29 protein-coding genes, 1 tRNA gene, 1 rRNA gene and 1 pseudogene are annotated in these 25,572 nt (G+C 52.3%); 11 read left to right on the top strand and 21 right to left on the bottom strand.

The window, feature by feature from the left end:
* From ENGE1_RS27505 to ENGE1_RS24245, 6 genes and pseudogenes are all read right to left on the bottom strand, one after another.
* Window positions 1–109 (bottom strand): annotated as a pseudogene (locus tag ENGE1_RS27505) (HNH endonuclease signature motif containing protein); the annotation flags it as partial.
* Entirely contained in the window at window positions 109–408 is a 300-nt protein-coding gene (locus tag ENGE1_RS24225; protein ID WP_048253840.1) for a head-tail connector protein, read from the bottom strand. The gene ENGE1_RS24225 and the pseudogene ENGE1_RS27505, both read right to left, overlap by 1 nt.
* Complete coding sequence (locus tag ENGE1_RS24230; protein WP_225823445.1) at window positions 401–727, bottom strand: phage head closure protein; 327 nt, start codon at window positions 725–727, stop codon at window positions 401–403. The genes ENGE1_RS24225 and ENGE1_RS24230 overlap by 8 nt, the downstream gene beginning before the upstream one ends.
* Before the next feature lie 11 nt (window positions 728–738).
* On the bottom strand, window positions 739–1,974 hold the full coding sequence (locus ENGE1_RS24235; protein ID WP_048253842.1) for a phage portal protein: 1,236 nt from the start codon (window positions 1,972–1,974) through the stop codon (window positions 739–741).
* A 1-nt stretch (window position 1,975) separates the two neighbouring features.
* Window positions 1,976–2,536 carry an HK97 family phage prohead protease gene (locus ENGE1_RS24240; protein ID WP_048253843.1) on the bottom strand — a complete coding sequence of 187 codons (561 nt, stop codon included), beginning with the start codon at window positions 2,534–2,536 and terminating at the stop codon, window positions 1,976–1,978.
* A 51-nt stretch (window positions 2,537–2,587) separates the two neighbouring features.
* Window positions 2,588–3,754, bottom strand: a complete 1,167-nt coding sequence (locus ENGE1_RS24245) for a phage major capsid protein (RefSeq protein ID WP_064360850.1) — start codon at window positions 3,752–3,754, stop codon at window positions 2,588–2,590.
* A gap of 270 nt (window positions 3,755–4,024) precedes the next feature.
* On the opposite strand from ENGE1_RS24245, the gene ENGE1_RS24250 reads away from it, so the two are divergent.
* Both ENGE1_RS24250 and ENGE1_RS24255 read left to right on the top strand, forming a co-directional pair.
* On the top strand, window positions 4,025–4,630 hold the full coding sequence (locus tag ENGE1_RS24250) for a CrcB family protein (RefSeq protein WP_048253845.1): 606 nt from the start codon (window positions 4,025–4,027) through the stop codon (window positions 4,628–4,630).
* Window positions 4,631–4,644: 14 nt separating this feature from the next.
* A complete protein-coding gene (locus ENGE1_RS24255; protein ID WP_048253846.1) occupies window positions 4,645–5,157 on the top strand; it encodes a hypothetical protein in 513 nt (170 codons plus the stop codon).
* Window positions 5,158–5,203: 46 nt separating this feature from the next.
* Here the strand turns inward: ENGE1_RS24255 and ENGE1_RS24260 are convergent, their stop codons facing one another.
* The 6 genes from ENGE1_RS24260 to ENGE1_RS27515 form a co-directional block, all read right to left on the bottom strand.
* Window positions 5,204–5,539 (bottom strand): hypothetical protein, encoded by a 336-nt coding sequence (locus ENGE1_RS24260; protein ID WP_048253847.1) that lies wholly within the window; start codon window positions 5,537–5,539, stop codon window positions 5,204–5,206.
* A gap of 11 nt (window positions 5,540–5,550) precedes the next feature.
* Entirely contained in the window at window positions 5,551–5,760 is a 210-nt protein-coding gene (locus tag ENGE1_RS27510; protein WP_072065290.1) for a hypothetical protein, read from the bottom strand.
* Window positions 5,761–6,063: 303 nt separating this feature from the next.
* Window positions 6,064–7,878 carry a DNA primase family protein gene (locus ENGE1_RS24265; RefSeq protein ID WP_048253848.1) on the bottom strand — a complete coding sequence of 605 codons (1,815 nt, stop codon included), beginning with the start codon at window positions 7,876–7,878 and terminating at the stop codon, window positions 6,064–6,066.
* Window positions 7,875–8,183 (bottom strand): hypothetical protein, encoded by a 309-nt coding sequence (locus tag ENGE1_RS24270; RefSeq protein ID WP_048253849.1) that lies wholly within the window; start codon window positions 8,181–8,183, stop codon window positions 7,875–7,877. The genes ENGE1_RS24265 and ENGE1_RS24270 overlap by 4 nt, the downstream gene beginning before the upstream one ends.
* Complete coding sequence (locus ENGE1_RS24275; protein WP_048253850.1) at window positions 8,176–8,364, bottom strand: hypothetical protein; 189 nt, start codon at window positions 8,362–8,364, stop codon at window positions 8,176–8,178. Before ENGE1_RS24275 ends, ENGE1_RS24270 begins: the two co-directional genes overlap by 8 nt.
* A complete protein-coding gene (locus ENGE1_RS27515) occupies window positions 8,357–8,737 on the bottom strand; it encodes a host cell division inhibitor Icd-like protein (protein ID WP_306725707.1) in 381 nt (126 codons plus the stop codon). The genes ENGE1_RS24275 and ENGE1_RS27515 overlap by 8 nt, the downstream gene beginning before the upstream one ends.
* A gap of 19 nt (window positions 8,738–8,756) precedes the next feature.
* On the opposite strand from ENGE1_RS27515, the gene ENGE1_RS29330 reads away from it, so the two are divergent.
* Complete coding sequence (locus tag ENGE1_RS29330) at window positions 8,757–8,936, top strand: YlcI/YnfO family protein (protein ID WP_012600012.1); 180 nt, start codon at window positions 8,757–8,759, stop codon at window positions 8,934–8,936.
* Window positions 8,937–9,254: 318 nt separating this feature from the next.
* On the opposite strand, the gene ENGE1_RS24280 is transcribed toward ENGE1_RS29330, so the two are convergent.
* The 7 genes from ENGE1_RS24280 to rbsK all read right to left on the bottom strand — a co-directional run bounded on the left by ENGE1_RS24280 (window position 9,255) and on the right by rbsK (window position 16,339).
* Entirely contained in the window at window positions 9,255–10,034 is a 780-nt protein-coding gene (locus ENGE1_RS24280) for a phage antirepressor KilAC domain-containing protein (protein ID WP_004150969.1), read from the bottom strand.
* 10 nt (window positions 10,035–10,044) lie between these two features.
* The gene (locus ENGE1_RS27525; RefSeq protein WP_072065292.1) at window positions 10,045–10,329 is read right to left on the bottom strand and encodes a helix-turn-helix transcriptional regulator; all 285 of its coding nucleotides are present in this window, start codon (window positions 10,327–10,329) and stop codon (window positions 10,045–10,047) included.
* Between the two features lie 181 nt (window positions 10,330–10,510).
* Complete coding sequence (locus tag ENGE1_RS24285; protein WP_048253851.1) at window positions 10,511–11,452, bottom strand: hypothetical protein; 942 nt, start codon at window positions 11,450–11,452, stop codon at window positions 10,511–10,513.
* 92 nt (window positions 11,453–11,544) lie between these two features.
* Window positions 11,545–12,771, bottom strand: coding sequence for a tyrosine-type recombinase/integrase (locus tag ENGE1_RS24290; RefSeq protein ID WP_048253852.1), 1,227 nt, complete (start codon window positions 12,769–12,771; stop codon window positions 11,545–11,547).
* Between the two features lie 269 nt (window positions 12,772–13,040).
* The gene (locus ENGE1_RS24295; protein ID WP_048253853.1) at window positions 13,041–14,060 is read right to left on the bottom strand and encodes an aldose 1-epimerase family protein; all 1,020 of its coding nucleotides are present in this window, start codon (window positions 14,058–14,060) and stop codon (window positions 13,041–13,043) included.
* An 11-nt stretch (window positions 14,061–14,071) separates the two neighbouring features.
* Window positions 14,072–15,391: an L-fucose:H+ symporter permease gene (gene fucP, locus ENGE1_RS24300; protein ID WP_048253854.1), complete on the bottom strand. Its 1,320-nt coding sequence runs from the start codon at window positions 15,389–15,391 to the stop codon at window positions 14,072–14,074.
* A gap of 24 nt (window positions 15,392–15,415) precedes the next feature.
* The gene (gene rbsK / locus ENGE1_RS24305) at window positions 15,416–16,339 is read right to left on the bottom strand and encodes a ribokinase (RefSeq protein ID WP_048253855.1); all 924 of its coding nucleotides are present in this window, start codon (window positions 16,337–16,339) and stop codon (window positions 15,416–15,418) included.
* A 320-nt stretch (window positions 16,340–16,659) separates the two neighbouring features.
* Here rbsK and ENGE1_RS24310 point away from each other — a divergent pair, with 320 nt between their 5' ends.
* From ENGE1_RS24310 to ENGE1_RS24340, 8 genes are all read left to right on the top strand, one after another.
* Window positions 16,660–17,454, top strand: a complete 795-nt coding sequence (locus tag ENGE1_RS24310; protein ID WP_048253856.1) for a DeoR family transcriptional regulator — start codon at window positions 16,660–16,662, stop codon at window positions 17,452–17,454.
* Window positions 17,455–17,571: 117 nt separating this feature from the next.
* Window positions 17,572–17,745 carry a DUF2556 family protein gene (locus ENGE1_RS27530; RefSeq protein ID WP_043086297.1) on the top strand — a complete coding sequence of 58 codons (174 nt, stop codon included), beginning with the start codon at window positions 17,572–17,574 and terminating at the stop codon, window positions 17,743–17,745.
* Between the two features lie 126 nt (window positions 17,746–17,871).
* Entirely contained in the window at window positions 17,872–19,920 is a 2,049-nt protein-coding gene (locus tag ENGE1_RS24315) for a putative bifunctional diguanylate cyclase/phosphodiesterase (RefSeq protein WP_048273208.1), read from the top strand.
* 269 nt (window positions 19,921–20,189) lie between these two features.
* Window positions 20,190–20,411: a lipoprotein gene (locus ENGE1_RS24320; protein ID WP_043080943.1), complete on the top strand. Its 222-nt coding sequence runs from the start codon at window positions 20,190–20,192 to the stop codon at window positions 20,409–20,411.
* Between the two features lie 456 nt (window positions 20,412–20,867).
* Window positions 20,868–21,893, top strand: a complete 1,026-nt coding sequence (locus tag ENGE1_RS24325; protein WP_043080944.1) for an amino acid ABC transporter substrate-binding protein — start codon at window positions 20,868–20,870, stop codon at window positions 21,891–21,893.
* A gap of 66 nt (window positions 21,894–21,959) precedes the next feature.
* Complete coding sequence (locus ENGE1_RS24330) at window positions 21,960–23,141, top strand: amino acid ABC transporter permease (protein ID WP_048253858.1); 1,182 nt, start codon at window positions 21,960–21,962, stop codon at window positions 23,139–23,141.
* Window positions 23,142–23,150: 9 nt separating this feature from the next.
* Window positions 23,151–24,254, top strand: coding sequence for an amino acid ABC transporter permease (locus ENGE1_RS24335; protein WP_043086298.1), 1,104 nt, complete (start codon window positions 23,151–23,153; stop codon window positions 24,252–24,254).
* A gap of 7 nt (window positions 24,255–24,261) precedes the next feature.
* Window positions 24,262–25,020 carry an amino acid ABC transporter ATP-binding protein gene (locus ENGE1_RS24340; RefSeq protein WP_043080946.1) on the top strand — a complete coding sequence of 253 codons (759 nt, stop codon included), beginning with the start codon at window positions 24,262–24,264 and terminating at the stop codon, window positions 25,018–25,020.
* A gap of 154 nt (window positions 25,021–25,174) precedes the next feature.
* Here the strand turns inward: ENGE1_RS24340 and rrf are convergent.
* A 5S ribosomal RNA gene (gene rrf, locus ENGE1_RS24345) occupies window positions 25,175–25,290 on the bottom strand.
* Window positions 25,291–25,320: 30 nt separating this feature from the next.
* Window positions 25,321–25,396 (bottom strand) — tRNA-Thr (locus ENGE1_RS24350).
* Window positions 25,397–25,572 lie beyond the last annotated feature (176 nt).

Raw genomic sequence — 25,572 nt, forward strand, 5'->3', positions numbered from 1 at the left:
TGGAATCCTCTGCCCGCCAGGCTTCCCGCTTGTGCTCGTCGCACTTACCGGACTTCACCCGCTTATTACATCCCGGCTCAGTGCACCGGCGCATTGGTTGCCACGGCATCAGTACACCCCCACGTCACGGTAGACAGACCACAGCGCGGAGATAGCAAGGGGAACCTCTTTCGCCTCTACGTCACTGACCATCGTGCGGTATTCGTACAGCTGGGAGATATACATCAGACAGCCAATTTTGATGGCCGGGGTAAACTCCAGCCCATCATCAAACCGTTTACCAATATGCTTCTGGCAGACTTCCAGTGCCGCGTCGATATACGCCTGAATCATTGAGTCTTCGTAGATGTCATCGTTATCAATGCGGCAGTGAAGTTTCGCTTCAGCAAGCGCTATACGTTCAGCCATTGGTAAGCCCTCCGGTGCACATAATTTCGAGGCGGGTACGATCCGAATCCGGCAGAACTGCCTTGATGTCATAGATGGTCGTAGGCATCCCGGATTCAGTACAGGTCAGACGGTTTTTTGTGGTGATCCCTTTGCGGTAGCGGATCCAGACTCTGACCGTTATTTCTGATTGTTCGGCCTGAGCCGCGACCAGCTCACGGCCACTGAGACTGGCTATTTCCCCCCAGATGGTAACGTCATCAACCCACTCTTTAACCACGGCCCCGGTAGCCGGGTCACGATGGCTTACAAACTTCTGGATAGTGATTCGTCTCTTCATCTTCCCAACCCTCACTCGTCGCCTTCCTTAGCGTCTTTGCTTACCTTGACCTCCTGCTTCCACGCCTGGCTGAACTCGTCGCCACCTTCACGCGGCGGCATCCCTTCGCGCTCGCGGGCTTCGTTCGGGTTCATGATCCCGTTCTTGATACCGCGCTCATAAGTTGTGTAACGCTCGGTTGGTGTGGCACGAAGAAGATCGGCAGAGTCGAACTCAACCTGATAACGGATGCCTGGTGCAGGTGATGCCACCAGCAGCGCAGATTTGATCTGCTGCTCGAAGTTCGCCAGCCATGGGCGCATTGTCATGGTGAGAAAGGCGCGGCTTGCCTCGCTGAAGTTGCTGTAGGTGCTGTTGCTGTATTCCTGCAGGAAGATAGGCGACACGTTGAACATGCGGGCAATGTCTTCAATGGTGAACCGGCGGGAGGCAAGCCACTCGGCATCCTGATTGCTCATGCCCAGCTGCTTATAGTCCATGCCACCTTCAAGGATCGGTGTTTTCCCGGCGTTTCTGGCACCTTTGTAACGCTCCAGCGCGTCCAGCGCCTGTTTGCCCTTCACGCTATCGAGCCAGTCAGCTGTAGTAACCACGCCCGCCGCCATCATGCCGTCTTTCATGATGCTGGCACCGTGTCGCTGCTGAGCCAGACCTAATCCCAGCGCCTCGCGGCAGATGGTGATCGGAGATCGCCCCAAAAAACCATCGTCGGTGGCGTAACGCAGATGCAGGATCTCTTCCTGCAGGTAGGTGCGCACTGCCCCGGTAAATGGCTCAGTAACGGTGTATTTGTACCGGTGCTCTCCGATACGCTCAGGAACAACCGCCCCCGGCGCATACGGGTGTAGGGATTGCGGCTGACCGTCGCGGCCCCACTGGATCACCGCATAAGCATTACCGTTAAGCAGACAGTGACGCATCATTGTGCGCTTAAACTGGTAAGGCGTCTGGCAGTCATTCGGCTGCTCGTTCAGCAGAAAATCCACCGGGTGATTGCTCAGCCACTCCCGCGCTTCCCGACCGTTATCGTTGCGCACGCGATAGAGATAACAGGGCATGGTCGCCACCGCCTCACTGATAACTGATACGGCGTTCATGACCGCCGGCAGAGATTCCGCAGTACCGGCAGACACATATTCACCTGACCCGGTATTTGGAATCCCTGCCATCGCCAGAAACTCATCAATGGTCATGCTGCGCTGCTCAGAGGGTTCAGACTTGCGGCCAAACGGCCAGATATTCCACATATCAAAGCCCCGCTAATTCAGCCCAGCGGCGGCGGTTATCGCCAGCGCGGCGCAGTTCAGGATGTTGGAAGAAAAGCGAGCGGTGCGCAATTTCCACGCCAGACTCAGGGTAAGCAGGCATAGAGGTAACGGTAACTTCCCGTAGTTCGGCGGCGATCACGGTGCGCAGGTAAGGAGACTGGGCGATATCCCACGCATCCTTCAGCGCCCGAAAACCAAAGCTCATGCCGGAAATATCACCGCGCTCCACCAGCTCCAGCACATCATTACCAAGCTGGGTGTTTGGCGGAGTCAGCTCAAAGCGCAGCCCGGTATCATCTTCTGACAGTACCAGCGTGCCGGATTTGGTACGCCCCAGTAGCTGGGTATAGTTGTGCTCGTACAGCGCCCGCACATCGCTACCGGATGCCAGGCTGTCTTTGAACGCCCCCGGTGCGAACTGCTCGCGGAACTCATCCCAGATCACTTCTGAAAGGCTGTTCCAGCGCACGGCATACCCCACCAGCTTTTTGTTGCTGGCGCTCAGTTCGGAGGTGCGGATTTCAAAATCATTATTTTTCATTGGAGGACTCCACAGAGGGAAGAAAGGGGCCGAAGCCCCTTAAACGTCAGATCAGGAACCGGAGCCGGAAAGCTCAAGTACCTTGATGGCGTTGGAGTCCACCACGCCGCCGCCCAGGTATTTATCGGTATGCACTTTGTAGAAACCCGGTTCAGTGATGTTGTCGGGGCGGGTACGCACGCCGGTAGTGTGATCCACGATGAAGTAACCGCGCTTGAAGTCGCCCACCGCCAGGAACGCTTCACCCGCAGCCGCATCAGGCATGGTTTCCAGATACTGAACCGGACGGCCCAGCAGGGTATCAGGTGAGTCAGCGACAAGACGATCGCGCCAGATATAATCCCCGTTGCCGTTTTTCAGCTTTTGCAGCGTGGCGACGGTATTGGAGTTCATCACCCATACGGCATTTTTGCGGTATTTGGCTTTCAGCTTATACAGCAGATCGATCAGGTCATCAGAGGAAACGGCAGCGGCTTCCATCTTCTCCAGCGTTCCGAACGGACGGGTTTTATCGCTGGTGGCCGCACGCGGATAGGACAGGAACCCTTTGGATTTTTTATCACCGTCGCCGTTCACAAAGTCGGTTTCTTCGGTAGCAGTGAAGGTGTCGGTGATTTCGGACGACAGCCAGCCAAGAATATCAACTTCGGAGAAGTCGAGAATCTCCTGAGTGGTTTTCGGGTAGGCGTAGATCGGGTTGAGTTTGATATCAACGCGCTCCATCTTCGGTGTGCTGGTTTCGGTACGTGCCTCACCTTCGGTACCGCGATTAACGGTAGTGCCGCCCACAGATACCAGCTTCTGGTATTCGTTGGTTTTGGTGGTCTTCACCGTGGCGATGGAGCGCATAACGCTATCATCCTGCAACTGGCGCATTATCTCTTTGTCCAACTCAGGGATAACGGTATAGCCGCCGTCAGCCTGCACCAACGTGGAGAGAGAGCGGGTATCACCGGTCATGATGTAGTGGCGCAGCTCATCGTTGCTTACACCTTTACCTTCAACAGAAGTGCCAAGCAAATTACGCTGATCGTCGGCGATGGCCTCAAGGCGGGTAATTTCAACTTCAAGCGCATCAGACTGGGCGCGGAGTTCATCGAACTGCTTGCCCTCTTCATCGTTCAGACTTCGCTTTTCGCTGTCAGCTTTTTCCAGCATGGAACGCATCTGGGTTTTGAGTGCGGCTTTCTGCTGGCGTAATTCAAGTAATTTCTTCATGGAGTGGTTTCCGTAACAATTAACGTTGAGACGTGAAACCAGCGCTTGGAGGGATGTCCACCTGGAAAGGAAACCGTCGCAGAACGGGAGAAAACCAGGTGGACAGTGGCGGCTCACGTCTGAGTGCCACTCTTTAAGATATACATAACAATCAATGAGTAAACACCTGTTTGTTGTCACAAACATCTGTGAAAACATGAGAACAAATAATTTACAAAGTCTCGTTTTGGCTATATAAAATGAGTAACAAGGCCACTCAAGGATGCAGACGTGAATAATCTCATAACATTCATTATTACCATTGCTGGGGCGGTAGTGGGCGGGGCAATTGCTGGGTATTACTCTTTCAAAGCAACAAAAGAAGCTCATGAAAACCAGAAGAGAATTGCAGATGAAAACGAAAAAAACATAATAACTAGCCTGCTACAATCAATTCATGATGAAATTGAGACGATTTTTGATAATTATCATGAAAACATGGGGGTAAGATTAGAATCTTTAGAGGATAACACTCCATTACTTTTTTATTATCCGCTCGTAAGCGATTTCTTCACTATTTATAATGGTAATGCGTTTCTTCTTGGCAGAATAAAAGACAATGATCTAAGAAAAAGCATTATTAAAACGTATACTCTTGCAAAGGGATTAATTGACTCATATAGAATGAATAATGATCTACTGCAAAAATATGAACATTGGGAAGGGATATACGCTGAAACTCAACTACAAATACATAAGGACAAAGCAATTGCACAATATGGTTCACTCATAGCATATGCAAAAGTATTAAAATCACAGCATATCAATCTTAAAGAAAATGTTAAAAACACAGTAAGAATTCTTATAAAGAATGGTGTGTTAAACGAAGTAAAATAAGAAAGGAAACTTTTATGGATTTCGATTTTAATGAAATGGCATACCCCGATATCTTTTTAATTTCTGGTAAAGAATTTAAAGGAAGCCGCAATACAGATAAAAATCAAGTTAATATCCCATATACAGATCTTCCGCAAATTGAATTAGGTGATATTTTAACTCAAAAAATTGGAGGTAGTGAATTAAGACTTAAAGTAGTCGATATTAAAATTTTAAAAAATGGAACTCTAAACGCAGGTACAACACATCCCCATATGCTTACGTTATCAATAGAGAATCTTTCTTCCGATGAACACAGGACAGCAAAGAACATGAATACTTTTAATATTGGCTCCGTCAGTGGTGAGCAAGTTCAAATAGGTGAAAGTAATCATATGCTGGTGAATATCAGTATTACTGAACTTGTCGAGAAAGTGGCTAAATCTGGCGATCCACAGGCTAAATCAGTGTTGAAACAATTACTGGAAAATAGCACCGTTGCCAGTATCGTTGGAGCTGGTATTTCCACGCTGTTAGGTTTGCTTTAAAAAATGGCCTGGGAAAACCAGGCCTTTTGCACACCTGATACAATGATTACTCTTTATCCAGCCCCCAATGATAAAAAGCCCAGCTCGCCGTTGATTGTGCGCTATGGATAGCGTTCTCAAGGCCAGAGGTTGGGTACGATAAATCAGCCGCCATCCTCTGAAGAAGATCGAGATAAGCGCTGGCGTCTTTCGATAACTCTTGCCCACCTTCTTCCAGCCCAGACTGGTACGATTCCAGATCAAGCTTTTCAGAAGTGACAAAAGCACTCAGAGCCAGAAAGTCCGTCACTGTAATCTCATCTTTATTTGAAAGCTCATCAACGGCGCTATAGAGAAATTTGAGATCGCTCATAATGCCGTTGTCTTTGCCAATTAGTTTCATTATTTACCTCATTATTTTATCGTGCAAACAACCAAATTATTAATTCTATTTACGCCACCTTCCTCAAGCCATTTCATTACTGCTTTACGGCTGTAGCGTGAGGGATGGGTGAGTACTGGATTGGGAAATCCATGATCTTTGCGTAATCGCCACACGGCTGTTTTCTTCTTGTCCAGCAGTGTGAACAGTTCAGACTCGTCCATAAAATCACTAACGTTCATAATTACCCTCCATCAATTATTTTTTTATTCTGCTATAAAATTTAAAAATATGCGTATAAGTGTTCACCTGTTCACCATCGCTAATTTATTCAGCAAATTCATACGGTTAAGTGGCGTATACTTCTCTTTCAAGTATTCACTAGTGTTCACCCTACCCTTCACCCTTTAGGGCAAAAAACAACCAAAAGGTGAACAGATGAATACTTTGGTGAATACTTTATAAATAAGTGTTCACCCATTAACACCATGTAATAAATGAGTTTTTTAACATGGTGAATACTGGTGAACACTTTATCTATAACTTTACTCTACCCCTCCATTTTCTGAGGTAGCTGCACATGATGGCATCCACTCCCCTGAATCATCGTGTAGGGTGACGTTGGAGCGTATGCCGTGTTTGGTCTTGCGCTTGTGGTACTCCTTGCCGTACTCAGACATTGCACCAGGCATATCAGTACCGAACCTCATAAGCGATACCGGCTTACTCAGACCATTGGCCCGCATGTATGCAAGATAGGCGTGGTACAGGTACTTTCGCGGGCTGAACGGCACGATCTCCGCATTGCCGATAAACATTCCGTCACACGCTACCGATGCCATCAGATAGCCGCAGAAGTCCACCAGCGAATCACCTTCCCGCTTGATAGCCAGCGCCTCTTCTGACTTCTGCTGTTCGTGCAGCTGTCGTTTGGCTTCGTCCTGCTTGGTAAAGCGGGTCAGCAGATGACGAATGATTACGGCCAGCTCACCCTCGATCTTTTCAGCCAGCATCGTATCTCGCTCGTTTTCCGGCACTACCTCCGTAAAGTTGAATATCACCCGTCGGCGCGATATACCTCCGCTACGGTCGCTGAAGGTCATAGCGTTGTTGTTGACGGCCAGCACCACCGCAGGGATTCGGGTTGAGTACGGTGCTTTGTGCTTCGGATCGATAGACACCTTATCACCGCCGGTAATCGCCTTAATCCCGGCGCCGTCGCCAGCATAGCGGGTCATATCCGGCATGATGATCAGTGAGTAGCCGACCACCAGCGCCCTATCCCTCGCATCCTCCAGCGCTTTCATACTGGCCGATACTGTATTGGCCTTGCCCGCCAGCATCGTGCATATCTCCGCCATCACACTTTTACCGCTGCCGCCTGGGCCTGTAACCTCAAGGAACAGCTGCCAGTCGTACCGGTTCGCCAGCACCATGAATAGTGCCGCCAGAACACGATCAGTCTTGAGGTCATTATTGGCTACTGATCGGCGTAGCCACTTCCAGAAGTTCGGCGCATGGCTGGCCAGCGTCTCCCCCTCCGCCGGTGGACTAAAAGGCAGCTCGCTAGCAATCAGCAGCCAGTCGGTTTTACTGTGCTCCCTGAATTGCCCCGTCCGTGTATCAAATACGCCGTTGCTGAAGCCAATGAGATTGCGGGCCGTTACTCCCATCACTGGCAAGCTCAGTTTCATGGTTTCCACTGCTGACTTGACCGCATTCTGTGAATAGGCCACATCTGCATCGATGTAAATCTGCGCCATTTCGCGTTGCAGCTCTTTATCCGGGAGCGGATTCCAGATCACCCCGTTGTAGTGGTGAACCATGTCCGAGTCTGCGTGAATAGCCAGATCACCATCGAAATGCGCCAACAGTACCTCGCCCCGTTGGCTTGCCCCCATCTGATTGAGTGCAGGGCTTACCTCTACATGTACCGGTTCCCTCCGAACTACTGGCAGTTGCAGGACGATTCTTTCCTCATCCTCCGGTTGCTCACGTAGCCGTTTCAGGTAGTCGTGCCAGTCCTCCGGCTCACGGTCTGGAATCCCCTTATAGAGTTTGGCATCCTCTACCCCGGCGCTTGCCAGCTTGGCACCAATGGCGTTAATCATCAGTTGCTCGATACTGCCAGCCAGGTAAACCCGCGCTACCTTTCGGCCATCATCAACAATGCGCAGGTTGTCCAGTTCCTCCAGTTGCTTTGGGCCCAGATAAACCGGAGGCGTGGTATCACCGGCTACCTGTTTACCCATTCCTTCTTCCCAACCTTTGGCATGGCTCCAGGCGTCCGCACCGGCAAAGATAATCGCCTCAGTAAATTTGTCCTTTGGTAAAGCCTTTACATTCGGTGCATTTTTCACTGAACACCATCCTTACGTTGCTTAAGAACGTAATCTGCCGTTGCGCTATTCTGTTCCAGCGCCTGCGCCATTCGCGGTAAGTGCCGTAGGGTATACCCTAATAACTCAAGATCACGCCTGGCATCCTCGTTACTGTATTCTTCAGACATAGAAATATTAAGAGTGAGGTTGCCGATCAGGGTCAACGTGCTGGTAATCGCAAAAACAGCGTCACCACAAGCATTACGACATTCCACCAGCGAATCCGCCGAATAGTTTTCAAAATCCGGGTTGACTTTGACAAGTTGATGATAGATATCACGCATGATGCACCTCGCTGGCAGCTTTCAACTCACGAATACGGATCAGAACTTTATCCACGAGGGCCACCGCTATATCGTGCTCAGTCTCGTTATCATCGTCCATGTACAGCGATGCGGATAACAACGTTTCCATAGTACGAAGCTCGTCTTCAATATCGATTTCTGACCATTTGAGATTAAGCATGTCGTACCTCCTGAGCAGCAGCGCTATCGAACTCCCATCCACGTCGTGTGGTGTAATCGAAGAAAGCAACACGGCAAGGAGGCTCTGCACGGATTTTGGCGGCAAAGACCATATCCCATCCGGGAAAGGCGGCGCGGGCAGTCGCTTCAGTGTCAGCATCAAAACGCAGAACCACCGGCGAACAATCGGGATAGCCCTTAGGGGTTGCCAGAAAGAGCCATGTAAATTTGGGGTGAGTTTGGGTATGCTGTAATTCAGCCATAACTGTTACCTCGATTAACTGTTTGGTTAGACGCCCCGGCAGTGTTCCCGCACTCCGGGGCGTTGCTATTTGCAACACATGTATGTAATGTGTCATTACACATAAACACATTACATCGGGTGTAATTGACGTGTCAACACACAAAAACGAGAGACGTGGTAACCCACCATTCCAGTTCAGGCTAGATCCTGAGTTACGTGAGCTAATGGAACAGGCCCAACAGCAAGATGGTGATGAATCTCTGGCAGCATGGATTAAGCGAATAATCCGCAAAGAGTTGCAGCAGCGTGGTATTGAACCAAAGGGTTGATCTGACTTGTCCGGGGTATGCGCCATCGGCGGACACCCCTTAGAGAGTTGCAAATCAGCAACTCCAGAGTTAGCCAGAACGCAGCGCAATATTACGCTCTGCTTTGAAATCATCAGGTTGTGGTTTAATCGCTCTATTGGAGTACACCCTTCCGCCAGATCTGGCTTAAGGAATAGAGCGCTGTTTAACTGCGCCATTGGCGCGGTTCCCGTAATCACAGGAGCGCTCATTCTTTGACCACCAGCATTAACCCTGGTATGCTTAATCTGTTTCGGTTTTTCGTAGTGACATTGGCAGCTCTGCAAAGCTGCCTTTGTTTTATTCAGCGTCAGCATTCGGCACCTCCGGCAATACACCACCAGCGATCAGTCTTTTCGTTAACCACTGCTCACCCTTCCCCGTCAGCATCGTTGTGAATGAGGCTCTTACCTCGCCATTCGTTTCATACGTTCCCTGGCGAACGGCAAAATAACCGCTATCGATATAACGCTGCATAGGCAGGTTGTGGCGCTGGCCACCATTGATGAGAATCCCCTGTTGCCTCATCCAGCCGAATAATTTGATGGGGCCAAGCCCTACGGCTTTGGCATAGTTTGGAATGGAAATCCCCTTACTGATCTCCGCCACGCGATCAGCGAAATCAACTTTTGGCGCAGCGGCCACCAGCCGGTTTTCAAGTTCGCTTGCCTTTTCGGCCAGATCAGCAGCAAGGCGCAGGGCTTCCGGTAACGTCTGGGGGATATTAGCGGCGGCTTTTGCCTGGCGTTCGCAGTTGATGAAGTAGCGGCGCACCTCCCGCCCTTTTTCGTTGCGCTCAACCATTGCCAGCTCTTTACCCATGTCGATGGTGATCAGGTAATCATGTGCAATTTGTTGGCGATATTTTGCGCTCCCCGAAACGGGGGCGCTCAAATTTTCAACCACCGTAAAATCTACACCAGCAGTAAAACCATACTGGCTGATACGCCCCTTAATCCATGTGGTGAAATCACGCCCAACGCCGAGAAACTCATGGAGTTTTTTTGCACTGACCAGCGATACCGTCACGCCGCCAATATTTCCGGGGTTAACCGGAACCAACTCATTTAATTTTTGCATAGCGCCCCCCTTACGCGGATTTACGGTTGTAAGGGGTGTTGACGTTCTCAACAGCAGGTGGATTGCGAACCCACCAAAGAACATCTGACAGAAGCCATGCGCAACTATTACGGCCAAAGTGGCAGCGTGGCGGGAATTTACCTTCGTTCTCCATATACCAGCGGGTGGAACGGGAAAGACTGGTTATTTCGAAGCATTCACTTTCACGAATACGGCGATCAAACTTAATCCCATATTCTGTGAGAATGGTGCGGCGTTGTTCTGGTGTTGGCGGGGTAAAACGAGTATTTGACATGCTTCCTCCACTTAACGCAATCAGAAGGAGCCTTTCCTGTCTGTTCTTGCGTTGTGGGGGAAGTATTTGTCTAAAGTAAATTAATAAAAATGGCTTCTAAAATTTAAAAAGGCGTGTTTAATTCTAAAAAGGGTAATCTAATGATTAGAACACCCTTTCTAACGTTTAGAAGCTCCTACAATTAAAACTTAAAGTGCCTACTAATGTATGAGGTAATTGTGTCAACGCTCTTGACCGGGCATTGTCCGTCAGGAAATAAGTGCACTCTGTCGGAAAGTTCTCTGGCCCATGCTGAGAAATTGTAGCTCCCATCTTTTTTCAAGCACTTTTCATTGAAAATATCAGAACTTGTTTCTTTGAATTTTATTGCAGCACTTAAAATTAATAGTTCATTTCGTGCATGTTTTTCTTTTGCACTTTCTGAGCGTTTATTAATACTATTTTTTGAATCAGAGTCTAAATCAGGTCGTTCAATATCATTGAGCATTGGCAGCTTATCGAAATCAAGGCCGCTTTCCATAAGCCGTTTAATATCATAATTAGTAACCCATAAATCATCATACCCGGCTTCAAACTCATAAGGGTCGAAATTAAACCTCTTGCCATTAGACTGATCGATAAAGGGTTGGGCTGGCAGAATCTGAATTACTGGAGTTTCACCGCCCGTGAGGCACGGGAAAAATCCGGGGAAAAAATCCTTCACAGGTAAAGATGACTCAAACTGATCGGGCATTACCCGCCACAGACCTAATGCAAAGCCATATCCGACAAGGAACCCTTTACTTTCTTGTTCCGTAAAGATGTCTGAACCAGATAATAGTTTATCAGGTTCAAAATAACGGCCATTAGTAAATTCAATAAAAGAGTGATTCGTTATCGCGCGGGTTTGCCCTGACATAGAATTAAAAGTACGAGGAAAGTATAGTGATGAATACCAATCCTTTACATCACTAAAATCTTCACGAAGAAGGATTCGGCAGTGAAACCTTTTCAGCATCATGCTTATTTCGATTTTATTTTCAATAGCAAGGTTGATCAAATCTGACGGTTCAACCCCCAGAAATGATGCACCTCTGGACAATCTACAATATGAAAATGGAATCTTTATTTCTTTTTCTGCCATAACGCTACCCTCAACGCCCCTAATTAACTTGCGAGCCAGGCGGGTAGGGTTTCCCGCTTTTCGGTTGGCCGACCTAGACTCGCAAGACCAGTTTAATCTCTATTCGCTACAGTTAACAGAACCACATTTTGATGATTACCCGCAAGAAGTTCTAAGCGATCATACCACTTATTCAGCGCGTCCAGTTTCTCCGGCAGATACAGACTACGGTTATAAATCGCCATAACCCCTGGCATTGAGTGGCCCAGCAACTGTTCAACAACGTGCGGAGCTATACCCATATTATTCATATGCGTTGCAAGCGTTCGCCGTAGATCATGCAATGTCCAGGGTTCAGAATGCCTCAGTTTTTTATAAACACTACGGCCCCACTGGCTAACCGCTTCGCTATTCTTCACAGCCCCAAGAAGGTAGCCGGATGATTTTGTTTCATCGTGGAGCATTTCAATAAATGAACGCATCGCCTCTGGAACTGGACGCACAATCTTTTCACCGCCTTTACTATGCGCTTTTGGTACTGTCCACACCCATGCCTCCATATCCCATTCGGCCCACTCTGACAATCTGGCCTCCTGGGTGCGGCAACCAAACAAAGTGGTGATCCTGAGCAAGTTTGTGTAGTAAGGCAGAAAAGTATCGCCGGACGATATAGCAGCCCATAATCCCCCAACCTCTTTATCTTTCAGTACCCGATCTTTTTTCGCCTGCTTTTTACCAACATCGGGAATACTCAAATCTTCAAGGGCGGTACTGACGGCGTAACGGCGAACGCGGCAGAATTTCAGAGCCTGCTTACACATCTGAAATACATAACCCGCAGCAACTGGCGTTTTCTTTTTCATCCTGTCAAAGCAGTCAAGCCAGTATCGGGTTTCGCAGTCAGCGAGCGCCATTTTTCCAATGTAAGGGTAAATATGCTTGCGTAGCTCCGCTTTATGCCGCTCAACGTTCGCACGGTTTTCTTCCGCATATTCGCGTATCCAGTATTCGATAGCTTCCTGCACCGTGACTGGTTTAAGCGTTTCCTGAGTAGTTAACGCCAACTGGTGCTTTGGGTCTTTACCAGAGGCCAACCACTGACGACATTTATCACGCGAAGAACGGGCCTCTCTGAGACTCATATCAGGGTAGCGCCCCAGAGTCAGCCGATGCAGCTTCTGCCCGTCGAGTCGGTAAGTAAACACCCAGCTAATGCCACCAGCTTTCGTTACCTTAGCGCTCAACCCGGCACCATCAGCATAAAACTCAATCTTACTGGCCGGGATGCCATGTAATCCCTTTAACTTCCTGTCGCTCAGCTTGTTAAGTTCGCCAGCCATAGACCACCACCCAGCCCAAAGTGTTTATACAAATGTTTATACAGAATTGCTTGCATAATAGCATAAACAACAAAAAACACTGGAACAATATACAGTTGATATTTAACCTAACATACTGATTTAAAATATATTATTAAAATTACGGAAAAGCATGAGAACGCCTATTTGGACAGTACGGCATGAACTGATACAAGTCAGTTATGTTGTTGATATAAAAGGCGCGAACCGGCATGGGGAAGCGCCTTTTTTATTGGCTGAATGACGCTAAATCAGGGCTGTTCAATCCCTGTCGTAACGTGGAACCGGCGCGTCTGCTGCGGCTCAAGCACGATCAGCGTACCGCTGCGCTGCGCGGCGAGAAAGCCTTCCGGGCGACAGGTGGCCGGGAGCGCAAAGGCTGCCACCTGCTGATCGCCGTTATAGAGGATCCAGCGCGTTGCGTAATTGAACTCCGCGCTGCGAAAGCGGGTGAGATATGTCGTGCCGTCCGGTGCCGTCATTCTGAACTCCGGCACCGGCGTAAAGGCGTCCAGCCCGTCGGCGAAAAAGACGATCTCCGGGTCATAATGCTCGGGGGCATTCAGAGAAGTAAGCGCCTCCTTACCGTCAATAATGCGCTGGTTGAACGCCAGCCACGACGGCGTTGGCTTCACGTGCGCCGGTATCGACTGGCGCAGCATCAGCGCCGCATCGGGAATATTCTGACTGAACGTCGCCCCGGGAACATAGGCGTAGTTCATGTGGCACATGTACTGCAGCGGCATGGCGACTGCAGCCAGATTGGTTACGGCCATCTGGATCTCAAACAGCGCGCTGTCGGCACGCAGCACCACGCCAGGTTCAGACTGGTAGTGGTGGCCAAACCCCATCACGTATTCATAGCGGCCGCGCAGGGTAACGCTGTCGTCCTCTATTTCAAGCCAGGCATCATCCATTGGCGCGCAGGGCATCTCGCCGTGCAGAGGGTGCGTATCTTCGGGTGACGGACACCCGTTGGCCAGCAGGCCGGAGTGAAAAGCAAAGCATCCATAAGTGGCCGCCACCTCCGCCGCCGGCTTCGGCTGGCTGAACATGTTGCGCATGGTGAGATCCCGACCGTCAAAGCAGGCATCCCAGATCATCTGCCCCATCCAGGGCAGCACGATCAAATGGCCGCGGCTGTTCTCAATCTTCAGCCCCTCGACGCCGCTGGCGTAGCGAAAGGCGCTGATGCTGAACGTCCGGCTCTGTACCAGGCTGCGTGGATGTTCAGCGAAGAGTTCACGCCACAGGGCAATACGCGTTTTCATCGCTATTCTCCTCAGGATAAGGCGGCTTCACAGGCCCGCGCGCCGCGCGCTTTGCTTTCGCGCCAGAAGTAGATCCCGACGTAGACAAAGCAGAACATTGAAACCAGGAATGAGATCTGCAGCGAGTGGAACATATCGGCAACGAAGCCCTGTACCGCCGGGACGACCGCCGCCCCGACGATGGCCATCACAATCACGGCCCCCGCCATCTCAGTATGTTCGTTGTCCACCGTGTCCAGCGTACCGGCATAGATCGTCGCCCAGCACGGTCCGAACAGAATGCTCACCAGCACGGCGATATATACCGCGCTGAAGTTCGGCGCCAGCGCCACGTAGGCCAGGAATAATGCGCCGACGATCGAATAGAGGATGAGGACTTTTTCCGGGTTAAAGCGCGTCATCAAAATGTTGGCGATAAATTTGCCGATAAAGAAGCAGGCGAAGCTGTAAATCATAAAGTTCGAGGCGTCGCGTTCGTTGATATCCCCCAACTCCAGCGCCAGGCGGATAGTGAAGGACCAGACCGCAACCTGCATTCCGACATACAGGAACTGCGCGACGATACCACGGCGAAAGCGGGCATTTTTTGCCAGATAACGCAGGGTATCCAGCGCTGATGGGCGCTTGCGTTCGCCCGAGAAAGCTACTTTACAGGTCGGAAAGCGGGTGAGCAGGAATAGCAGCATAACCACCACCAGCACCATAACCATATACTTGTACGGCGCAAGGGTGTTTTCCAGCATCAGCACCTTAAAGTGATGGATCTGTTCAGCATTCATTCCCGCCATCTGCTTCTCCAGGCTCTCACCCTCCGAGAACACCAGATATTTACCGAGTAAAATGCCGGAGGCGGCGCCGATCGGATAAAAAGTCTGGCTGATATTCAGGCGCAGGGTAGCGTAGGCCTTGGGTCCAATCATTGAACTATAGGTATTCGCTGCCGTCTCCAGGAAGCTCAGACCGATGGCAATCGCAAAGATAGCCGCCAGAAACATGGTATAGGTTGCCATGTGCGAGGCCGGGAAAAAGAGCGTACAACCAACAATATAGAGCGTAAGCCCAATGAGAATAGCAACTTTATAGCTGGTTTTTTTTATAATTAACGATGCCGGAATGGCAATCAAAAAATAGCCACCATAGAAAGCGCTCTGCACTAATGCCGAGGCAAAGTTGCTGAGTGCGAATACGCTTTTAAATTGCGTAATAAGAATATCATTAAGAGCGGCTGCGCATCCCCAGAGCGGGAATAAACAGGATAACAAAATAAACTGGAACAACGGGGTTTTATTCAGATAGCCATCAGGCATCTGAATGATGTTTTGATCGTTCATAGTGCTACCTTTTACCGTGCAGGGTTATTCTTCGTTGAGCATCAGAAATTCGTTAAATTGCTCAATGCTCGGATAAGATGATTGTGTACCTTTGCCGGTCACACTTAATGCCGCAAAAAGTACCGCTTTTTTCATTGCTGTTTCTACATTGCCGGTGGCGACATAGTAGTGGGCAAAGCAGCCGATAAATGCATCGCCAGCGCCGCTGGTATCGACCGCATTGACGCTGAATGCAGGGACATGGACCTCTTTATCGCGCGCTATCCACAGCGCACCTTTTTCGCCCATGGTCACAATAACGTTATTAAGACCTTTATCGAGCAATGTACGGGCTGCGTTGCGGATACTGTCGTAATTGTCTACCGGCAGCCCGGTAATAATTTCCAGTTCAGTTTCGTTAGGGATAAAGAAATCACACTGACAGGCGTAGTGCATATCCAGCTCGCGCAGCGCGGGCGCCGGATTAAGCAACACTTCAATACCGTGTTTTTTGCCAAAGGCGATAGCGTGATATACCGTCTCAAGCTGCACTTCAAGCTGTAAGACAATGAGGCGACATTTTTTCAAATCGTCTGCCGCACGATCGATATCTTCCGGTGAGAGAAACTTGTTGGCACCTTTAATAATCAGGATGCTGTTGCTTGAGTTAGGATTTACAAAAATAGGCGCCACGCCGCTGGTGGTACAGGGGACTTTTTCCACATAGCTTGTATTGATGCCCCACGATTCGAGGTTGCGAATAGTGTTATCGGCAAAGATATCATCGCCGACTTTGGTCAGCATCATGACCTTTGAATTGAGCTTCGCAGCCGCCACGGCCTGATTTGCCCCTTTGCCGCCACAGCCGATTTTAAAGGCCGGTGCCTCCAGCGTCTCACCCTCTTTAGGCATCTGGTTGGTGTAGGTGATGAGGTCCACCATATTGGAGCCGATAACCGCGATATCCATTTTCCTTCCTCTCTGAAACTGTCACATAGCAATGATAATAAAATAACATTATCATGTTATTTTATTATCATTTGTGACTATGATCGCGATTGAACAAACATCGTACTGCTTATTTAACTGACGCTGTCCGGGAATAAAATTGTGACAAACATCACTTAGAAATCGTCAATTCGATGAAAAATAACTCTTTTATATCCAAAGAAAGCCGCAACGTCGCTTTTCAAGCCTGGGAGGCGGGCGTATAGTGATTCTTCAGACGTGATTTCCCTCACCATAATGTTACCAGAAGAACATTTACTGCCTCTGTCAGAGAGAAGCTAATGGAAACAAAGCAGAAAGAGCGCATCCGCCGTTTGATGGCACTCCTGAAGAAGACCGACCGCATTCATCTCAAGGACGCAGCGCGTATGCTTGAGGTCTCCGTCATGACCATCCGCCGCGATCTGAACCAGGAAGATACGGATTTACCGCTCTCTCTGCTGGGTGGCTATATCGTAATGGTCAATAAGCCGGCCTCTTCCCTGCCTGCTGCAGCGCCGGTTAAAAAAAGTCAGCAGGGCGAGCTGGCTATTGCCGAGTTGGCCGCAGGCCTGGTCAGCGAGCACGATGTCGTGTTTTTTGACAACGGCAGCGAAATGCCGCTGGTTATCGGCATGATCCCCGATGAGATGACGTTTACCGGCATATGCTATTCACATCAGGTTTTCATCGCGTTAGATCAGAAACCGAATGCCACCGCCATCCTGTGCGGCGGGACTTACCGGCCAAAGAGCGATGCGTTTTACGATCCCAATAATCCTTCGCCGCTCGACTCGCTCAATCCGCGCAAAGTCTTTATCTCCGCCAGCGGTATACACACGCATTTTGGCGTCAGCTGGTTTAACCCGGACGACCTGATGACCAAGCAAAAAGCCGTACGACGGGGGCTGCGTAAGGTGGTGCTGGCACGGCACAGTCTGTTTGACGAGGTTGCGCCCGCCAGTATCGGCCCGCTATCGACGTTTGATATTCTGATAAGCGACAGGAGGATCCCGCCGGAGTATGAGTCCCAGTGCCGCGACGGTTCTGTGAAAATCATTACGCCTGACGCCTCCGGAAACGAAGGTTCGCGATGACCAGCCATAGTGACGCAGACCAGAAGATGAAGATTATTTTGTGCGGCGCCTTTTGTGGGCCCGCGCTTCGTGTATATTGCCAGACTCCTTCTTCATTTCTTCAGCGCGGAGCGGCTTATGCTCAGAAAGTACGGATGGCTTATCGCATTTGCTCTCCTGATGTTTCTCTTTGAGGGCATCGTCATGCACCTGATTGAAGTGCTGACAACCGAGTATGACAAGTGTCGCAATATGGATTCAGTTAACCCACTGAAGTTAGTGAAGTGTTCCGATCTGAACATGGGTGAATAAGCGCTTAAACGCGATAAAAAGAGTGATTGTATCGCCATTACCCCTTAAATGCGGTGGTTTAAATTCACTATGCCGGGCGAAGAGAGAGTGGTAATGTCGCAGCTCTGAAAACCGGTTGATGACTCCATGCCGCTTAGCCACTACAACCCCCTTCTCGTCGCGATCTCATTTGTGATCGCCATTCTTGCTGCCTGGACTGCGCTGAGCATGGCCGGGCGCGTCTCTACCAGCCGCGGGAAAACGGCGGCGTTCTGGTTAACCGGCGGCGGCGTGTCGATGGGCATTGGTATCTGGTCGATGCACTTTATCGGCATGATGGCGATGGATAACGCCATGCTCATGCACTATAGCCTGTGGTTAACCAGCCTCTCCATGATCGTGGCCATTGCGTCCTCGCTCTTTGCCCTGTGGCTGGTAAGCGTAGACCGGCTCTCTCCGCGCCGGCTGCTGCCAGGCTCGCTGGTGATGAGTACCGGTATCGTCGTGATGCACTATACCGGCATGGCGGCTATTGAAGTCAGCTCGCCTATTATCTGGCACTACGGGTGGGTTATCGCCTCGGTCATTATTGCGCTGCTGGCCTCCTTTTCCGCACTTTGGCTCACTTTCCGCCTGCGCCTGGAGGCCGCCCAGGTCGCATTGATGCGCTTTGGCGCCGCCATACTGATGGGTATTGCTATCGCCGGCATGCACTACGCGGGCATGATGGCCGCGCAGATGCCACCGCAGATGGCGATGGCGCACGACGGGATGCACGGCAGCTGGCTTGCCGCAATGGTAAGCATCGTCACGCTGTTTATTCTGGCAATTACGCTGCTGCTCTCCATGCTCGACGCTCGCCTTCAGGCCCGTACCGCGCTGCTGGCCTCTTCGCTGGCGCAGGCGAATCAGGAGCTTGCTCAACTGGCCCTGCAGGACACCTTAACCCGCCTGCCAAACCGGGTGCTTTTCGAAGACCGTCTGGCGCAGGCAATAGGCAAAGCTAAGCGCGCGGGCAGCCAGTTCGCGCTGATGTTTATCGATCTGGACGGCTTCAAGGCGGTGAACGATGCCTTCGGTCACGAAACGGGCGACCGGCTGTTAGTTGCGGTAACGCAGCGTCTGCAGATACCGCTTAAGGACCAGTTTACGCTGGCGCGCATCGGCGGTGATGAGTTTGTGCTGCTGGCGGAAATTGATGCCCCGGAAGATGCTGCCCGCCTCGCCGGAACGCTGGTGGCGACCATTGATCGACCGTTCAGCATCGGGCGCTACGAGCTGGTGGTCACCCTGAGCATCGGCATTGCCCTGTATCCGCTCGACGGCCAAAGCGAGCGTGACCTGATGTTCAACGCCGATGCCGCGATGTACCACACCAAACACGCGGGGCGCAACGGCTACCACTTTTTCCAGCCGTCGATGAACACCTTCGCCCGGCACCAGCTGCAGCTGACTAACGATCTGTGGAGCGCCATCGATCGCCAGGAGCTGAGCCTGCACTACCAGCCGAAATTCCGGACTACCAGCAAAGAACTCATTGGTTTTGAGGCTCTGCTGCGCTGGCGGCACCCGCATCAGGGGCTGCTGACGCCGGACCTCTTCCTGCCGCTGGCAGAAAAAACCGGTGCAATTATCCCGGTAGGCAACTGGGTCATCAATGAAGCGTGTCGCCAGCTGGCGGCGTGGCGTTCGGCCGGCAAACTGAGGTGGTCGATAGCGGTCAATCTCTCCCCGCTCCAGTTCGAGCATCAGCAGCTTGTAGCTATCGTCACCGCGGCGCTTGCCCGCCATCAGATCCCGCCAGAACTGCTGATTCTGGAGATCACCGAAACCACGGCGATGCGCAATCCGGAACAGAGTATTGCGATGCTCAACAGTCTGACGCAGATCGGCATTAAGGCATCGATTGATGATTTTGGTACCGGCTATTCCAGCCTGCTCTACCTTAAGCGGCTGCCGGCCTGCGAACTAAAAATCGACCGTGCCTTTGTGAAGGAGCTGGCCGGCGAAGGCGAGGACGCCACCATCGTTTCGGCGATTGTCGCCCTCGCGCGCACGCTGAAGCTGAATGTGGTGGCGGAGGGTGTTGAAACGCAGCAGCAGCTGGAATTTCTGACCGCGCTCGGATGCGATACGCTGCAGGGCTATTTCCTTGGAAAGCCGATGTGCGCCAGCAGTATTCAAATAGCAGATTAAACGACTCTGGTATATTATTAGCGGGCACTTGCGGTGCCCCTATTTAAAAACTCAGCCAGTCTGAACTCTCTCTGCAAGATAATCAGAACTTTATTCTGCACAGTTTCTCCATAATCGGTGAAATCTGCGTTAAATACCTCCATGCTTTTTACACAGCTCATAAATTGAGACTTTTTACGTCTGCGCACGTGGCTTACGCGGTGATAAAATTGTCCTCATTCCGCAAGGCTGGTGTTAATCATCGGCGACGGTTAAAGAGAGGTATTATCATGAAAAGATTAATTTCCGTTGCGGTTCTTGCCGCGACGCTTGCCGGTTGCGCACACGACTCCCCCTGCGTGCCGGTATATGACGATCAGGGCCGCCTGGTCCATACCAATACCTGTGTGAAGGGCACGACGCAGGATAACTGGGAAACGGCGGGCGCCATCGCCGGCGGTGCCGCCGCGTTAGCGGGTCTGACGCTGGGTATCGTGGCGCTGACTAAATAGTGTTTGCAAAAGCGCGGGCTACCGCGCTTTTGCACTGTTATCGTGCACGTTATTTCCCCCTCCGCGCTGGTAATCTTTTTTTTGTTGCTAATCCCCATCCCTTATCGATTTAATTATTATTACCGCGTTGCATCTCTGTGATGAATTTCACATTGCCCCGCTATCTTTTTTCTCAGTAATATTCACCCGCGAAATCATCTTTTTCTTATTGCGGTTTATTGAAACTATTTTGCTCCATTTTGTGGCGTAAGTTGCAAATTTGCACCAGTCCGGCGCGCGCGGCTTTTCCTTTCCTGTCTACACTCACTCTGTTGCACTTCTGGCTCCTTTATTTCGGTAATTGCAACATTGGCACTCCATTTGCTTGACAGAAAATGGCCATAGCCACAGACAGGTTTTTCACGCTCTGAAGAGCGATTTATATAACGATAATTTCAACGCCACACAGGATGCATTATGAAAAAGATGATGATCGCCAGCCTCGCAGCGGCTGGCGTACTGCTCGCCGTCGCCAATCAGGCCCACGCCGGCACCACCCTGGACGCGGTAAAAAAGAAAGGATTCGTACAGTGCGGGATCAGCGACGGGCTGCCCGGCTTCTCCTATGCCGATGCCAGCGGCAAGTTTACCGGCATTGATGTTGATGTCTGTCGCGGCGTGGCCGCCGCCGTATTCGGCGATGCCGGCAAAGTAAAATATACCCCGCTGACGGCAAAAGAGCGCTTCACCGCCCTGCAGTCCGGCGAGGTAGACCTGCTGTCGCGTAATACCACCTGGACCTCCTCCCGCGATGCCGGCATGGGCATGTCCTTCACCGGCGTCACCTATTACGACGGCATCGGCTTCCTGACCCACAACAAAGCGGGCCTGAAAAGCGCCAAAGAGCTGGACGGCGCCACCGTCTGTATTCAGGCCGGTACCGACACCGAGCTGAACGTGGCGGACTACTTCAAATCCAATAACATGAAATACACGCCGGTGACCTTTGACCGCTCCGATGAGTCGGCGAAGGCGCTGGAGTCCGGACGCTGCGACACGCTGGCTTCCGATCAGTCTCAGCTCTACGCCCTGCGCATCAAGCTGAGCAAGCCCGACGAGTGGGTCGTGCTGCCGGAGGTTATCTCCAAAGAGCCGCTGGGTCCGGTCGTGCGCCGCGGCGACGATGACTGGTTCGCCATCGTGCGCTGGACGCTGTTTGCCATGCTTAACGCCGAAGAGATGGGCATTGATTCGAAGAACGTTGACGCGAAAGCGGCCAATCCGACCACGCCGGATATGGCGCACCTGCTCGGCAAAGAGGGCGACTTCGGTAAGGACCTCAAGCTCGATAATAAGTGGGCGTATAACATCGTTAAGCAGGTCGGCAACTACGCCGAGATTTTCGATCGCAACGTCGGTAAGGACAGCGCCCTGAAGATTAAGCGCGGGCAGAACAACCTGTGGAACAACGGCGGCATTCAGTACGCGCCGCCGGTACGTTAAGGATCAGGCGGTAACGGGCGCCGCTGCGGCGGCGCCCACTCAGAGTCCCGTTATTGAGGTTCCACTATGTCTCATCGCCGCCCAGCCGTGAAGGGCTCGCTCTCTCTCTCAAACCCAACGGTCCGCGCCTGGCTCTTTCAGATAGTTACGCTGGCAGCCGTGGCCGCTGTCTTTATTTATCTGATCCACAACACCATCATTAACCTGAGCAACCGCGGTATCACCTCCGGATTTGCCTTTCTCGACCGCAGCGCCGGGTTCGGTATCGTCCAGCACCTGATTGACTACAGCGAAGGCGATACTTACGGCCGCGTGTTCATGGTCGGGCTGCTCAATACGCTGCTGGTCTCCGCCCTGTGCATTCTCTTTGCCTCGTTTCTCGGCTTTTTTCTCGGCCTCGCCCGGCTGTCGGAAAACTGGCTGCTGCGCAAGCTCTCAACCCTCTATATCGAGACCTTTCGCAATATCCCGCCGCTGCTGCAGATCTTCTTCTGGTACTTTGCGGTGCTGCGCAACCTGCCCGGCCCGCGCCAGGCGCTGAGCGCCTTCGATCTGATGTTCCTCAGCAACCGCGGCCTCTATATTCCGGCGCCGCAGTTCGGCGAAGGCCTGCTGGCGTTTCTCGGCGCCGTGGCGCTGGCCGCGCTGCTGAGTATCGGGCTGTACCGCTACAACAGAAACCTGCAGATACGAACCGGACGCCTGCGCCGCACCTGGCCTGCGGCCATTGGGCTGCTGATTGTACTGCCGCTGCTGGCGCACTGGGTATTTGGCGCGGCGATCCACTGGGATGTACCGGCCCTGCGCGGCTTCAACTTCCGCGGCGGCATGGCGCTGATCCCGGAGCTGGCGGCGCTGACTCTGGCGCTGTCGGTCTACACCTCGGCCTTTATTGCCGAGATCATCCGCGCCGGCATTCAGTCCGTCCCCTACGGACAGCTTGAGGCCGCGCGTTCGCTGGCGCTGCCCCATCCGATCGCCCTGCGCCAGGTGATCCTGCCCCAGGCGCTGCGGGTGATCATCCCGCCGCTGACCAGCCAGTACCTGAATATCGTTAAAAACTCCTCGCTGGCGGCCGCTATCGGCTATCCGGATATGGTGTCGTTGTTCGCCGGCACCGTCCTGAATCAGACCGGCCAGGCCATTGAAACCATCGCCATCACCATGTCGGTGTACCTGATTATCAGCCTCGGCATTTCGCTGCTGATGAATATCTATAACCGCCGAATGGCGCTGATAGAGCGCTAAGAGATCATGATGATGAAAGTTCTGCTGTCACAGCCCGACCGTCCGGCAATTACCGGGCCGGGCCGCGCCCTGCGCTGGGCGCGTAAAAACCTGTTTTCCAGCTGGCTGAATACGTTGCTGACGCTGTTTTGCCTGTGGATGCTGGCGGAGATCCTGCCGCCGCTGCTCAACTGGGCATTCCTGCAGGCAAACTGGATAGGCACCACTCGCGCCGACTGCACCAAATCCGGGGCCTGCTGGGTCTTTATTCATCAGCGCTTCGGCCAGTTTATGTATGGCCTCTACCCGCACGATCAGCGCTGGCGCATTAACCTTGCGCTGGCGGTCGGCCTGCTGAGCATCGTGCCGATGTTCTGGCGCGCGCTGCCCCGGCGCGGCCGCTATATCGCCTGCTGGGCCGTGGCCTATCCCGTGGTGGTCTGGGTGCTGCTGTACGGCGGTTTCCTCGGGCTGGATCGGGTGGAGACCCGCCAGTGGGGCGGGCTAACGCTGACGCTGGTTATCGCCTCGGTCGGCATTGCCGGCGCGCTGCCGCTCGGGATCCTCCTCGCGCTGGCCCGCCGTTCGACCATGCCGGTGGTGCGCGTGCTGTCGGTTATCTTTATTGAGTTCTGGCGCGGCGTGCCGCTTATCACCGTGCTGTTTATGTCCTCGGTGATGCTGCCGCTGTTTATGGCCGAAGGCACCACTATCGACAAGCTGATCCGCGCCCTGGTCGGGGTCATCCTGTTCCAGTCGGCCTACGTGGCGGAGGTAGTGCGCGGCGGGCTGCAGGCTCTGCCGAAGGGACAATATGAAGCCGCCGAGTCGCTGGCGCTGGGCTACTGGAAAACCCAGGGGCTGGTGATCCTGCCCCAGGCGCTGAAGCTGGTTATTCCCGGACTGGTGAATACCATCATTGCGCTGTTTAAGGATACCAGCCTGGTGATCATCATCGGGCTGTTCGATCTGTTCAGCAGCGTGCAGCAGGCCACCGTCGATCCCGCCTGGCTCGGGATGTCGACCGAGGGCTACGTCTTTGCCGCCCTGATCTACTGGATCTTCTGTTTTAGCATGTCGCGCTACAGCCAGCATCTGGAAAAGCGCTTTAACACCGGGCGTACGCCGCACTGAGGACACTATGAGTCAACCATTACAGCAGTCAGCCGAAGCGATGATTACGCTCGATAAGGTCAATAAGTGGTACGGGCAGTTTCACGTGTTGAAGGATATCAATCTGCACGTCAGGCAGGGAGAGCGTATCGTTCTTTGCGGGCCGTCGGGCTCGGGGAAATCGACCACCATTCGCTGCATCAATCACCTGGAGGAGCATCAGCAGGGGCGGATCGTGGTCGACGGTATCGAGCTGAACGAGGATATCCGCAATATTGAACGCGTGCGCCAGGAAGTCGGCATGGTTTTTCAGCACTTCAATCTGTTTCCGCATCTGACGGTGCTGCAGAACTGCACCCTGGCGCCGATCTGGGTCAGAAAGATGCCGAAGAAGGAGGCCGAAGCGCTGGCCATGCACTATCTTGAGCGCGTGCGCATTGCCGAACACGCCCACAAGTTTCCGGGGCAGATCTCCGGCGGCCAGCAGCAGCGCGTGGCGATTGCCCGCTCGCTGTGCATGAAGCCGAAAATTATGCTGTTTGATGAGCCGACGTCGGCGCTGGATCCGGAAATGGTGAAGGAGGTGCTGGATACGATGATTGGACTGGCGGAGTCCGGGATGACCATGCTCTGCGTAACGCACGAGATGGGCTTTGCGCGGACGGTGGCGGACCGGGTTATCTTTATGGATCGCGGGGAGATCGTCGAGCAGGCGCCGCCGGATGAGTTCTTCGCCCGGCCGAAGTCCGAACGTACGCGGGCGTTTTTGTCGCAGGTCATCCACTAGTCGGGCGTCAGCGCCGCCGGTTTGCCGGGCGGCGCTGCGCGCCGTGCAAATTCGCTCCCGGCGAATTTGTCCTACTCCGGGAGAGCGCTCACCGACAAACAGCAGATAAAACAAAAGGCCCTGTCTTTCGACAGAGCCTTTTGTTTTATTTGATGTCTGGCAGTTCCCTACTCTCACATGGGGAGACCCCACACTACCATCGGCGCTACGGCGTTTCACTTCTGAGTTCGGCATGGGATCAGGTGGGACCACCGCGCTGTTGCCGCCAGACAAATTCTTTTACTTTTTACTGCGTATAACTGGTGCTGATACCCAGAGTCGAACTGGGGACCTCACCCTTACCAAGGGTGCGCTCTACCAACTGAGCCATATCAGCACACTTAACTGTCGAACCGTCCACAGCGTCGCTGAGGTCGCGTTCTTAAATTGATGCCTGGCAGTTTATGAATCACTTCGGGCCGTTGCTGAAGCAACGTTCAAAAGCTTTCGCTTTTGTCCTACTCTCTGTCGAGTAGTGAACTGCCCCGAAGACTGGTGCAGGTCTTTCAATTT

The sequence above is a fragment of the Pluralibacter gergoviae ATCC 33028 = NBRC 105706 genome (genome assembly GCF_001598855.1).
GTDB classification, from domain to species: Bacteria; Pseudomonadota; Gammaproteobacteria; order Enterobacterales; family Enterobacteriaceae; genus Pluralibacter; species Pluralibacter gergoviae.